We start from the raw sequence: 12,738 nt of genomic DNA on the forward strand, positions 1-12,738 counted from the left end.
TCAGGGCTTGATCCAGGCCTGGGCGGCCGGATCGAACTGCCACTTCTGGGCTTCCGCCGGCGTCTCGGGCCAGGGCTTGCGGGCAATTTCTTCGGGGCGCAGGAGCCACACATCCTTGATGAGGCCGGTGGTGTCCTCGAAGGTGTAGTTGACGGTGGCCTTGAGGTTCATCACGGCCCCCGACATCACGAGCATGTTGTCGAGGCCTCGGATGCGCGCCCCGGGCGCCAACTGTGCAGTCTTGCCGTTGAGCAGGAGTTGCGGCGGCGCACCGAAGGTGATGACGCCGCGCAAGGCGTTCTGCGGGAAGTTGCGCTGCACCTGGGCGGAAGCGGACGAAGCGAACACGATCGCGGCAGTGGCGACGGCAAGACAGCGGTACATGGTTTTGATCCAGTGGCTGTGGAGGAATGGATTGTGGGAGCCTGGCCCACCAAAGACAACGGCTCCGGGTCACGTTGACCGGGAGCCGCAGGGTAGAGCTGATTTGGTGGCGCTTCAGGGATTCGAACCCCGGACCTGCGGATTATGATTCCGTCGCTCTAACCGACTGAGCTAAAGCGCCTGAGCCGCGCATTATAGCCATCACTCGCAGGGCCTCTGTCACCTGCGCACTCTCCCATCCATGTTCAGCTTCTTCAAGAAAAAGCCGGCGGCTGCCGAGGCACCGTCGCCCGCGCCCGCGGCAGAGCCATCTCCTGCTCCAGAGCGTGCAAGTTGGCTTGACAGGTTGCGTGGCACGGCGCCAGCTCCCGCTTCTGAGGTGCCGCAGCCGCCCACTGCGATGCCCGTACCTGCTCCCGCACCTGCCCCGGAAGAGCGAGCCAGCTGGCTCGACAAGCTGCGCGGTGGTTTGCGCAAGACGGGCTCGAGCATCACGCGTGTCTTCACCGGGACGCAGATCGACGACGCGCTCTACGAGGATCTGGAAGAGGCCTTGCTCATGGCCGACGCGGGTGTCAAGGCCACCGAGTTCCTGTTGAACGACCTCAAGCGCCGGGTGAAGGAAGCGCGCGCAACCGACCCTGCCGCCGTCAAGGGCCTCCTAGCCGACGCCATCAGCGACCTGCTTCGCCCGCTGGAGAAGGGGCTCGAGGTCGGCCGTCACCAGCCGACCGTGATGATGGTTGTCGGCGTGAACGGAGCGGGCAAGACGACGAGCGTCGGCAAGCTCACGCGCCATCTGGCCGACAACGGGCAGAAGGTGCTGCTGGCGGCGGCCGACACCTTCCGCGCCGCAGCGCGTGAGCAACTGGCCGTGTGGGCCGAACGCGCCGACATTCCCGGTGCGCGGCAGGCGGTCGAGATCGTCAGCCAGGAAAGCGGCGATCCGGCCGCGGTGAGTTTCGACGCGGTGGTGGCCGGCAAGTCGCGCGGCTGTGACGTGGTCATCGCCGACACCGCCGGCCGTCTCACCACGCAGGCTCACCTGATGGATGAGCTGAAGAAGATCAAGCGGGTGATCGGCAAGGCCCAAGGCGACGCGCCGCACGAGGTGCTGCTGGTGGTCGACGGCAACACCGGCCAGAACGCCTTGTCGCAGGTGAAGGCCTTCGACGATGCCTTGCAACTCACCGGCCTCATCGTCACCAAGCTCGACGGCACGGCCAAGGGCGGCGTGCTGGCCGCGATCGCCCGCGAGCGGCCGATCCCGGTTTATTTCATCGGCGTGGGCGAGAAGCTCGAAGACCTGCAGACCTTCGAGGCGCGCGAATTCGCGCAGGCCCTGCTGAGCTGATCAGCCGGTATCAGCGAATCGAGGGGCCGCCACCCCGCTGCGGGGTGGGAGGCTGCAAGGGGGCTGCCGCTGAGTCCATCTCGTCGAACCAGGTGGACGAGGGCGGATCGTGCTGCTCCATGCCGTCGTCGTCGATCACCGCCGCAGCCGGGATGCGGTCGACAGCCGGTGCGCGGCTCGGGGTCGCGGGGCGCATCGTCGCCGCGGCAACCGGCGCTGCCGCTGGCGCTTCTACCGGCATGCCGAGGACGGCATTGCGAGCGCCGACAGCGTTGGGAATGGCATCCTCGCGCCACACATGCAGCGGAATCTCGGCGGCCTTCAAGACGCGGTCCATGCGCGCATGCCGCTGCCGCGTGCTCTCGTTTTCCTGCGACTCGGGGGCGCGGATGTCGACGATGGCGATCACCTGCGACATGCTGTCGCACACCACCAGGTCGCCGCATAGCACGCCCACGCGGCGCAGCCATTCCGAATAGGAGTGCCGGGTCGGCACCTTGAGGAAGCGGGCCAGCGGCACCTGCGCCAGGATGATGTGCTCGGGCAACCCGGCCCGCAGCGCGGCGTAGGCCTTGCGTTCGGGGGTGGTCATCACACGGGTGGCTTGCGGCTGCCACGACATCAAGGTGTCCAGTCCTTCCATCGAGCGAGCCTTGTTGCTGCGACGGCTCTTGCTCTCGTCAGCTGGCTTGGCGCGCTTCTGCCACCACACCCAACCCAAGGCTGCGAGCACCAATAGCCCGCCGACGATCACCAACGTGTCCATGTTTTGACTACCTGTGTTCCGCGAACACTGACCATATCTGTCCGGCCGGACGTGGTCAACCCAGGCATGTTGCGGTGCACCAGCGGCGGGCTGGCCACCGCGAGGTTCAGCGCAGGCCGCCAGGGCCTCCCATGCCCTTCATGCCGCCCATGCGCTTCATCATCTTCATCAGGCCGCCGCCCTTCATCTTCTTCATCATGCCCTGCATCTGCTCGAACTGGTTGAGCAGGCGGTTGACGTCTTGCACCTGCACGCCGGCACCGGCGGCAATGCGGCGCTTGCGGGTGGCTTTCAGTAGCTCGGGCTTGCGGCGCTCCAGCGGTGTCATCGAATTGATGATGCCTTCCATGCGGCGCACGTCGCGCTCGGCGCGGTCCATGTCGGCTTGGCCGATGTTGGCGGTCTTGCCGCCCGTCAGCTGCGACGGCAGCTTGTCCACCAGGCCGGAAAGGCCGCCCATCTTCTTCATCTGGCTGATCTGCGCCAGGAAGTCGTTGAGGTCGAAGCTGTCGCCCGACTTGAGCTTGTCGGCCAGCTTCTGCGCGGCGGCGACGTCGACGCCCTTCTGCACCTCCTCGACGAGAGCCACGATGTCACCCATGCCGAGCACGCGGCCGGCGTGCCGCTGCGCGTCGAAGACTTCCAGACCATCGATCTTCTCGCTGACACCGGCAAACTTGATCGGCGCACCGGTGATCTGCCGTACCGACAGGGCGGCACCGCCACGCGAGTCACCGTCGGTCTTGGTGAGCACGATGCCGGTAAGCGGCAGCGCTTCCTTGAAGGCCTTGGCGGTGTTGATCGCGTCCTGGCCCTGCATGGCATCGACGACGAAGAGCGTCTCGACCGGCTTCACCGCCGCGTGCAACTCGGCGATCTCCTTCATCAGGGCTTCGTCGATCGCCAGGCGGCCAGCGGTGTCGACCAGCAGCACGTCGAAATAGTGACGCCTCGCGTGGTCGAGGGCGGCGTTGGCGATGGCGACGGGCTTGTCGGTGGCGGTGGAGGGGAACCATTCCGCGCCGGCCTGCTTGCTCACCGTCTTCAGCTGTTCGATGGCCGCGGGGCGGTAGACGTCGGCCGAGACCGTCAGCACCTTCTTCTTGCGCTTCTCTATCAGATGCTTCGCGAGCTTCGCCGTCGTGGTCGTCTTGCCGGCGCCCTGCAGGCCCGCCATCAGGATCACCGCCGGCGGCTGGGCCGCGAGGTTGATGTCGGCCGGCGGCTTCACGGCGCCGGTGGCGGGATCGACCTCGCCCATCGTCGCGGCGAGTTCCTTGTTGACGATGCCCACCAGCGCCTGCCCCGGCGTGAGCGAGCCCACGACCTCGGCACCGAGCGCCTTCTCCTTCACGCGGGCGATGAAATCGCGCACCACCGGCAGCGCGACGTCGGCCTCGAGCAAGGCCATGCGCACTTCGCGCAGCATGTCCTGCACGTTGCTTTCGGTGATGCGGGCCTGGCCGCGCATCGTCTTGACGAGACGACTCAGACGGTCGGTGAGGGCTGAAGCCATGGGGAGGGGAGTGCGCGAGAACCGGGCACCCGAAAGTACACTGTGCCGATGATTTTATCGTCGGGCTCCTCGGGAGCGGCCAACGCTCCGGCCATGTTCGCACTGTGGGTGCCGAGTGTGCTGGCACTCGTTGCCTATGCCGCGGCGGTGCTGTGGCGTGACGAATCGTCGGGCCCGTGGCCTCATCGCCTGCTGTTCGCCGGCTGGCTGGCGCACGGCGCGGCGACCGCGATCGACATGGCTGGCATCGGCAGCGCCGTCTCCGGTGCCCGCTTCGGTTTTGCGCCGGCGCTGTCGGCCACCTTGTGGCTGGTGGTGGCGGTCTATGCCGTCGAGAGCCGCTGGGTGCCGTTGCCCGGTGTGCGACGCACGCTCGCGGGCCTGGGCCTGGTGGCCGTCGCCTTGGCGATGGTGTTCCCAGGGGAGTTCCGCCCTCAGGCCGCCTCTCACTGGGCACCGCTGCACTGGGTACTCGGCATCGCGTCGTATGGGCTCTTCGGGGCAGCCGTCCTCCATGCCGTGATGCTCGACCGGGCCGAGCGCCAGATGCGCCTGAAGACCACCACAGGGGCCGGCATGCCCTTGCTGCGCCTCGAGCGCCTCACCTTCCAGTTCGTCACCGCCGGCTTTGCCTTGCTGACCGCCACGTTGGTGCTCGGCTGGTGGTTCTCGAACCCTTGGCGCTGGGACCACAAGTCGGTCTTTTCGGTACTCGCCTGGCTGGTGTTCGCGAGCCTCCTGACCGGGCGACAGGCCTTCGGCTGGCGTGGGCGCCGCGCCGTGAGGGGGCTGTATGCGGGCGTGCTGCTGCTGTTGCTGGCCTACGCGGGATCGCGTTTCGTGCTCGAAGTGCTGCTGAAGCGGCCGATTGCCTGAGTCACTTCCAACATGAAATACATCCTGCTGCTCGCCGTGGTGCTGGGGACCCTCTGGCTGATGCGCACGCTGCGCAAGCCGAAGCTGCCACCACAGCCGGGCGCCACGCCGCCGCCGGCGCCGGCCTTGCCCGAAGACATGGTCAGCTGCACGCAATGCGGCATGCACCTGCCGCGCAGCGAGGCACTGCCAGGGCGTGGCGGCGTGTTTTGCAGCGAGGCGCACCGCGGCGCGTTCGAGAGCCAGCGGGGCAACTGATGGCGGGCACGTCGCGCAGCAGTGGCGAGCGGCGTGCTGCCGAGCGACGCCGCATGGCCGGCACCCCCAAGCCGAGGCCGGTGGATGAATCCTGGTTCGGCGCACTGGGGGTTGACGGTGATACCCAGCTGCGCGGTGAGGTGCCGTCGGCGGAAGACGAGTCGCGCTACGACGGCAACTGGGCCGCGATGGGTCACAACGAAGCCGACTCGCGCTTCCTGACCCGCCAGGCACGGCGCATCATCGGCTCGGGGCAGACCGCCTTCCAGCGCATCTATGGTGCGTTCATCGCGGCCCGTGCGGCGCTCGGTGTCGCGCTGATCGCCACCGTGGCGCTGACGGGTTTTTTCGGCGTGCGGCCGCCGCTGACCGTGCTGATCGTCAGCATGGTCTACGCGACGCTGGCGGTGTCGACCTGGATCCTGCCGCGGCTGCGTCGTTCTGCCGCAAAGGCGCTGTCGAAGATGGGCAGCCGGCAATGGCTGGCCACCATCGGCGTCGACATCGTGTGCTTCACGGCCTTGCACCTGCTGTCGCCGTCAGCCACGCTCAACTACGTGGCCCTGCTGGTGCTGCCGGTGCTGATGGCCGGTGTGCTGACGCCGCGCACGATGGCGCTGGCGACCGCGGCGGTCGTGACGCTCGCCCTGCTCGGGATCGCGGCCTGGGGCGTGGTGCTGGGTGGCGAATTGACGCTGCTGATGACCCAGGCGGGACTCGCCGGCAGCGGCTTCTTCGTCATCACCCTGCTGGCCGGCGAGCTGGCGGGTCGCCTCGCGCGCGAGGAGCTCACGGCCAAGGGCAGCCTGGAACTCGCGCGCCAGCAGGCGCAGCTCAACCGCCTGGTGATCGAGGAGATGCAGGAAGGCGTCCTGGTGGTCGACCGGCGCGGCCGGGTGCGCGCCGCCAACCCGGCGGCCCGGCTGCTGCTCGCGCCCGAAGGCATGTGCCGCGAGGCGCCCTTCCAGATGCGCAACGTGGAGGCCTGGGGCAGCCTCGTCGCCGCAGTGGAGCGGGCCTTTGCCGAAGCGGCCTGGCCGGAAGCGGGCCGCGACGTCGTGCTCAACTTCGAAAGCGCTCCCGCACGAACCCTGCGCGTGCGCATGCGCTTCACGCGCCGCCGCGAACCGCAGGCCACCGAGGAGCTGTGCGTGCTCTTCCTCGAAGACGTGCGCAGCATGCAGGCCCGCACGCGGCAGGAGAAGCTGGCCGCGATGGGCCGCATCTCTGCCGGCATCGCGCACGAGATCCGCAATCCGCTCGCTGCCATCTCTCAAGCGAATGCGCTGATGGCGGAAGACGCGACCACGCCTTCGCAGCGCCAGCTCACCCGCATGGTGACCGACAACGTCGAGCGCCTGAAGCGTATCGTCGACGACGTGATGGAGGTGGCGCCCAGCGACGTGCGCGCGATCGGCCCGATCGATGCGGCCTCGCTCATCGCCGCGGTCTGCTCCGAATGGGCGCGCACCAACGGCGTGGTGCTCGGCGACCAGAGCGTGCTGCAGGTCAAGTTGCCCGACGAGCCGGTGGGCGTGCTCTTCGATGCCGACCACCTGCGCCGCGTGCTCGTCAACCTGCTCGACAACGGCTGCCGCCACGCGACCAAGCGGCCGGGTGCGGTGATGCTGCGGCTCTACGTGCGCGACGAGACGCATGCGGTGATGAGCGTGGCGAGCGACGGCGACCCCATCCCGCCGGAGGTGGAGCGCTACCTCTTCGAGCCCTTCTTCTCCACACGCAGCAGAGGCACCGGCCTGGGCTTGTATATTTGCCGCGAACTTTGCGAGCGCTACGGCGCCCGCATCGACTACCGGCTGCGCAGCGCCGTCGAAAGCAACCGCAACGAGTTCTCGGTCGCGATGCGCCGCGAGGCCTTGCCCGAGAACGTTGCCGCCGAAGCCCGATTGCAATTGTCGTCATGACGATGTCCTCTCCCTCGCATTTCAGCCTGCTGGTCGTCGACGACGAGCCGGACCTGCGCACGCTGTACGAGCTGACCCTGCTGCGCGAGGGCTACGACGTCGAGACCGCCGGCACGGTCGAAGACGCCTGGCTGCACCTGAAGGACCGCACCTACAGCGCCGTCATCACCGACATGCGCCTGCCCGATGGCACCGGCCTCGACCTGCTGCGCCGCCTGGAAGAGAGCGGCCGGCGCGAGAAGGCCATCGTGATCACCGCCTACGGCTCGGCAGAAAACGCCGTCGAGGCGCTGAAGGCGGGCGCCTACGACTACCTCACCAAGCCGGTGGACCTGAAGCAGTTCCGCTCGGTGGTGGCCTCGGCCCTCGGGCGTGCGCCGGCCAGCTCACCGACGGTGGTGCCGTCGAACCTGCCGTCGACCCATCATGGGGCTGCGCCTTCTGGCGAAGCGCGTGCGGTGGCCACAGGGGCGGCAGTGGCCGCGTCGCCAGCGAGCCAGGCCATGGGCCGCATGGCGGGGCAGTCGCCGGCCATGCAGCAGGTGCGCGCGCTGGTCGACAAGGTCGCGCGCAGCATGGCGCCGGTGCTGGTCAACGGCGAGTCGGGCACCGGCAAGGAACTTGTGGCGCGTGCCATCCACGAGGTGAGCGCACGTGGGGCGCAGCCCTTCATCGCGGTCAACTGCAGTGCCATTCCCGAGCACCTGCTGGAGGCCGAGTTCTTCGGCTACCGCAAGGGCGCGTTCACCGGCGCGGCCGATGACCGAGAGGGCTTCTTCCAGGCGGCCAATGGCGGCACGCTGTTCCTCGACGAGATCGGCGACCTGCCGCTGGCCATGCAAAGCAAGCTCCTGCGGGCCATCCAGGAGCGCTCGGTGCGCCCGGTCGGCGCGGTCAGCGAGCAGGCGGTCAACGTGCGGCTGCTGAGTGCGACCCACAAGGACCTGGGCGCCGAGGTGCAGGCCAGCCGCTTCCGCCAGGATCTTTATTACCGCCTCAACGTCATCCAGATCCGCGTGCCGCCGCTGCGCGAGCGCCTGGAAGACCTGCCCGCCATCTGCGAGCGTGTGCTCGAGCGCATCTCGCGCGACGCCGGCGTGTGGCCGCCGCCGCACCTGACGCGCGAGGCGTTGGCCCACCTCGCGCGCTACAGCTTCCCCGGCAATGTGCGCGAGCTCGAGAATCTGCTGCACCGCGCCGTGGCCTTCTCTGGGGGCGAAGACATCGACGTGTCCGACCTGGGCGTGCTGGACCTGTCGCTCGACATGCCGGACGCGGTCTCACCGCCGGCGGCCTTGTCGCTCGCCACCGCACCCGCCGTGCCGGTGCCCACGCAGGCGCCCGCGCCCGCCCCGCTGCCCACCGACCTTGCGGCCTACCTCGACGAGGTGGAGCGCGATGTGCTCGAGCGCGCCCTCGAACGCTATCGCTACAACCGCACAGCGGCCGGCGCAAGCCTTGGCCTGTCGCTGCGGCAGATGCGCTACCGCATGGCCCGCCTCGGGGTGCATGTCGGCGGCGAACCCGAAGCGCCCGACACCGAGCGCGGCGACGACACATGACGCCGACCTCGCAGCCCGCCCGCAAGGGTTGGCTCGACGAGGCCCGGGCCTGCCCCTCTCCCAACTTCGGCCCGAGGCCGTCTGGCGTCGACATCGACTTGGCGTTGATCCATTCGATCAGCCTGCCGCCAGGCGTCTATGGTGGTGACGAGATCGAACGCCTCTTCACCAACCGCCTCGACTGGGATACACACCCGTACTTCCAGCAGATCCGCGGCCTGGAGGTGTCGTCGCATTTCGTGCTGCGGCGCGACGGCGAGCTGATGCAGTTCGTCTCATGCGAAGACCGCGCCTGGCATGCCGGCCGGTCGGTGTGGCAAGGCCGCGAGAACTGCAACGACTACTCGATCGGCATCGAGCTCGAAGGCCTGGAAGGCGAGACGTTCGAGCACGCTCAGTACGAGACGCTCGCGATGCTCCTGCAGCGCCTCGCGCGCGACTACCCGCTGCGGTGGGTGGCAGGCCACGAGCACGTGGCACCCGGGCGCAAGCAGGACCCCGGGCCTGGCTTCGACTGGGTGCACCTGAAAGCGCTGCTCGGTTGGCCCGCTCGGTACTTTCCCGAAAACGGCGCTCCTTCAATTTGAGGAGGTGCTCGCGCCGTGCGTGAAGTGCAGCCTTGCACTGTGCGCGATGCCTGCCGAAATGCGCCTGCACCCCGCGCCGTTGCGTCGTGTGTGCGTGTCGACGCCGCAGCCACGGGCGATTGCGCGCCGTGCAGTCCGCAGCGCTGCGCGAGGGTGTGCGCGACTGTATTTCCCCTCTTAGGGTAAGACGCTATCCCTAGTGCTTGAAGGTGGCTGGAGCCCTAGATATAGTGTCCCTTCGTGTTATCCTTCTGTTCCAGAAACACACGCACATGCCCAACACCATCGCCCCGTTCCCAGGGCTCGCTGCGCAACGCAGCGCTGCACAACGACCGGCAAGGTGCAAGGGCCAAGAAAGCCAGGCGCTCGCCGTAGCGCGCTTCGTTCTTACCCGCTCTTCTCATCCGACGTTCCCGCTCCCCCGTCTCCACGAGGTGGGCCGCAGCTTTTGCTGCTGAGGCCACAAGCCTGCGCCGAGCGCACGAGATCGAACTTCATCGAACCGACATGACGACAGGAAACACCATGCAAACCGTATCCACTCCCACTGCCGGCGCGATCGTCGCTCCGCGTACCGGCTCTGCACCGTCCGGTGCCGCCGTGTCGGCCTACCAGGGCTACCAGATCATTCGCCGCAACGGTGCGGTCGTCTCGTTCGAGCCCAACAAGATCGCGGTCGCGCTGATGAAGGCCTTCCTGGCCGTGCATGGCACGCAAGGTGCCGCGTCGGCCAGCGTGCGCGAGACGGTCGATGGCCTGACCGAGTCGGTGGTGCGCGCTTTGCTGCGCTCGCGCCCGGGCGGCGGCACCTTCCACATTGAAGACGTGCAAGACCACGTCGAGCTCGGCCTGATGCGCGGGGGCCACCATGAAGTGGCCCGCGCCTACGTGCTCTACCGCGAGCGCCGTTCGCAGGAGCGTGCCAAGCAGGGCGCGCCGGCCGTCGCCGCCGAGCCCGCTCTCTTCGTGACCGACGGCGGCCAGCGTGTGCCGCTCGACATGGGCCGCCTGCAGACGCTGGTCGAGTCCGCCTGCGAAGGCCTGGGCGCCGACGTGAAGCCCGAGCCCATCCTGGCCGAGACCAAGCGCAACCTGTACGACGGCGTGCCCATCGACGAAGTGCACAAGGCCGCCATCCTGGCCGCCCGCACCCTGATCGAGAAGGACCCGGGCTACACCCGTGCCACCGCGCGCCTGCTGCTGCACACCATCCGCAAGGAAATCATCGGCGAGGAGCTGCTTCAGTCCGAGATGCAGACCCGCTACGCCGAGTACTTCCCGACCTTCATCAAGAAGGGCGTGCAGGCCGAGCTGCTCGACGAAAAGCTGATGCAGTACGACCTGGCCAAGCTGGGCGCCGCGCTCAAGGCCGACCGCGACCTGCAGTTCGACTACCTGGGCCTGCAGACCCTGTACGACCGCTACTTCCTGCACGTCAACGACGTGCGCATCGAGATGCCGCAGGCCTTCTACATGCGCGTCGCCATGGGCCTGGCGCTGAACGAGATTGACCGCGAAGCCCGCGCCATCGAGTTCTACGAAGTGCTGTCGACCTTCGACTTCATGTCGAGCACGCCGACGCTCTTCAACTCGGGCACGCACCGCTCGCAGCTGTCGAGCTGCTACCTGACGACCGTGGCCGACGACCTCGACGGCATCTATGAAGCGCTGAAGGAAAACGCGCTGCTGTCCAAGTTCGCCGGCGGCCTGGGCAATGACTGGACCAACGTGCGCGCCCTCGGCTCGCACATCAAGGGCACCAACGGCAAGAGCCAGGGTGTCGTGCCGTTCCTGAAGGTGGTCAACGACACCGCCGTGGCCGTGAACCAGGGTGGCAAGCGCAAGGGCGCCGTCTGCGCCTACCTCGAGAGCTGGCACCTCGACATCGAGGAGTTCCTGGAGCTGCGAAAGAACACCGGCGACGACCGCCGCCGCACCCACGACATGAACACGGCGAACTGGATTCCCGACCTGTTCATGCGCCGCGTGATGGAAGGAGGCGACTGGACGCTCTTCTCGCCGTCCACCTGCCCCGACCTGCACGACAAGTTCGGCAAGGCCTTCGAAGAGGCCTACACCGCCTACGAGGCCAAGGCCGCCCGCGGCGAGATCAAGCTCTTCAAGAAGATGCCGGCCAAGGACCTGTGGCGCCGCATGCTCTCGATGCTGTTCGAGACCGGCCACCCCTGGATCACCTTCAAGGACGCCTGCAACGTGCGCTCACCCCAGCAGCATGCGGGCGTGGTGCACAGCAGCAATCTCTGCACCGAGATCACGCTCAACACCAACGAGAGCGAGATCGCCGTCTGCAACCTGGGCTCGGTCAACCTCGTCCATCACCTGAAGGACGGCCCGGACGGCCGCAAGGTCATCGACCACGCCAAGCTGAAGAAGACGGTCGCGACCGCGATGCGCATGCTCGACAACGTGATCGACATCAACTACTACGCCGTCAAGAAGGCTCGCGACTCCAACCTGCGCCACCGCCCGGTCGGCCTGGGGATCATGGGCTTCCAGGACGCGCTGTATGAGCTGCGCACCCCCTACGCTTCGCAAGAGGCGGTGGAGTTCGCCGACCGCTCGATGGAAGCCGTCTGCTACTACGCCTACTGGGCCTCGACCGAACTGGCGCAGGAGCGTGGCCGCTATTCCAGCTACCGCGGCTCGCTGTGGGACCGCGGCATCCTCCCGCTCGACTCGCTGGAACTGCTGGCCGAGCAGCGTGGCGGCTACGTCGACGTGGACCGCAGCACCAGCCTCGACTGGAGCCTGCTGCGCAGCCGCATCAGCGAGCACGGCATGCGCAACTCCAACTGCGTGGCCATCGCCCCGACGGCGACCATCTCCAACATCATCGGCGTCAGTGCCTCGATCGAGCCGAGCTTCGGCAACCTTTCGGTCAAGTCGAACCTGTCGGGTGAGTTCACCGTCGTCAACGAGTACCTCGTGCGCGACCTGAAGAAGCTCAACCTCTGGGACGACGTGATGGTCATGGACCTCAAGCACTTCGACGGCTCGCTGCGCCGCATCGACCGTGTGCCCGAGGACCTGAAGGACCTCTACGCCACCGCCTTCGAGATCGAGACGCAGTGGCTGGTCGAGGCCGCGGCACGTCGCCAGAAGTGGATCGACCAGGCTCAGTCGCTCAACATCTACATGGCCGGCGCCTCGGGCAAGAAGCTCGACGAGACGTACAAGCTGGCGTGGGTGCGTGGCCTCAAGACCACCTACTACCTGCGCACGATCAGCGCTTCGCAGACCGAGAAGTCGACGGTGAAAGCAGGCCAGCTGAACGCGGTGTCGAGCGGTGCTTCTTCCTCGATGATCGCCGCGCCAGTCACTGCAATGCCGGCTGCATTGAGCGTCGATGCGGAGCCCGCGACCGATGTGAAGTTCTGCGCGATCGACGACCCGACGTGTGAGGCCTGTCAGTGACGTGATGAGTGCTCTGATGGGCGACGCGATGCATCTCGTGTCGTGCTCATCAACGCTTCGCGAGTTGCTGTGCAG

At 67.4% G+C, this 12,738-nt stretch carries 10 protein-coding genes and 1 tRNA gene; 7 read left to right on the plus strand and 4 right to left on the minus strand.

Annotation, left to right across the window (positions count from 1 at the left end; translation table 11 throughout):
- Both JI745_RS20710 and JI745_RS20715 read right to left on the minus strand, forming a co-directional pair.
- Positions 1 to 384 carry a hypothetical protein gene (locus tag JI745_RS20710; protein ID WP_201811333.1) on the minus strand — a complete coding sequence of 128 codons (384 nt, stop codon included), beginning with the start codon at positions 382 to 384 and terminating at the stop codon, positions 1 to 3.
- Positions 385 to 488: 104 nt separating this feature from the next.
- A tRNA-Met gene (locus JI745_RS20715) sits at positions 489 to 565 on the minus strand.
- Between the two features lie 60 nt (positions 566 to 625).
- On the opposite strand from JI745_RS20715, the gene ftsY reads away from it, so the two are divergent.
- Positions 626 to 1,738, plus strand: coding sequence for a signal recognition particle-docking protein FtsY (gene ftsY, locus JI745_RS20720; RefSeq protein WP_201811335.1), 1,113 nt, complete (start codon positions 626 to 628; stop codon positions 1,736 to 1,738).
- A 10-nt stretch (positions 1,739 to 1,748) separates the two neighbouring features.
- Here ftsY and JI745_RS20725 read toward each other — a convergent pair whose 3' ends face one another.
- A complete protein-coding gene (locus JI745_RS20725; protein WP_255545772.1) occupies positions 1,749 to 2,627 on the minus strand; it encodes a DUF2726 domain-containing protein in 879 nt (292 codons plus the stop codon).
- Positions 2,611 to 4,020, minus strand: coding sequence for a signal recognition particle protein (gene ffh / locus JI745_RS20730; protein ID WP_201811337.1), 1,410 nt, complete (start codon positions 4,018 to 4,020; stop codon positions 2,611 to 2,613). Before ffh ends, JI745_RS20725 begins: the two co-directional genes overlap by 17 nt.
- A 93-nt stretch (positions 4,021 to 4,113) precedes the next feature.
- Between ffh and JI745_RS20735 the strand changes: the two genes are divergently transcribed.
- The 6 genes from JI745_RS20735 (at position 4,114) to JI745_RS20760 (ending at position 12,663) form a co-directional block, all read left to right on the plus strand.
- Positions 4,114 to 4,896, plus strand: coding sequence for an inner membrane protein YpjD (locus JI745_RS20735; protein WP_236675071.1), 783 nt, complete (start codon positions 4,114 to 4,116; stop codon positions 4,894 to 4,896).
- Between the two features lie 12 nt (positions 4,897 to 4,908).
- Entirely contained in the window at positions 4,909 to 5,154 is a 246-nt protein-coding gene (locus tag JI745_RS20740; protein WP_201811348.1) for a PP0621 family protein, read from the plus strand.
- Between the two features lie 53 nt (positions 5,155 to 5,207).
- A complete protein-coding gene (locus JI745_RS20745) occupies positions 5,208 to 7,079 on the plus strand; it encodes an ATP-binding protein (RefSeq protein WP_236675072.1) in 1,872 nt (623 codons plus the stop codon).
- Positions 7,080 to 7,081: 2 nt separating this feature from the next.
- A complete protein-coding gene (locus JI745_RS20750; protein WP_201811352.1) occupies positions 7,082 to 8,641 on the plus strand; it encodes a sigma-54 dependent transcriptional regulator in 1,560 nt (519 codons plus the stop codon).
- Positions 8,638 to 9,228: a 1,6-anhydro-N-acetylmuramyl-L-alanine amidase AmpD gene (ampD, locus tag JI745_RS20755; RefSeq protein ID WP_201811354.1), complete on the plus strand. Its 591-nt coding sequence runs from the start codon at positions 8,638 to 8,640 to the stop codon at positions 9,226 to 9,228. Before JI745_RS20750 ends, ampD begins: the two co-directional genes overlap by 4 nt.
- A gap of 525 nt (positions 9,229 to 9,753) precedes the next feature.
- Positions 9,754 to 12,663, plus strand: coding sequence for a ribonucleoside-diphosphate reductase subunit alpha (locus tag JI745_RS20760; RefSeq protein ID WP_201811356.1), 2,910 nt, complete (start codon positions 9,754 to 9,756; stop codon positions 12,661 to 12,663).
- Positions 12,664 to 12,738 lie beyond the last annotated feature (75 nt).

It is taken from the genome of Piscinibacter sp. HJYY11, assembly GCF_016735515.1.
In the GTDB taxonomy this organism is placed as follows: Bacteria; Pseudomonadota; Gammaproteobacteria; order Burkholderiales; family Burkholderiaceae_C; genus Rhizobacter.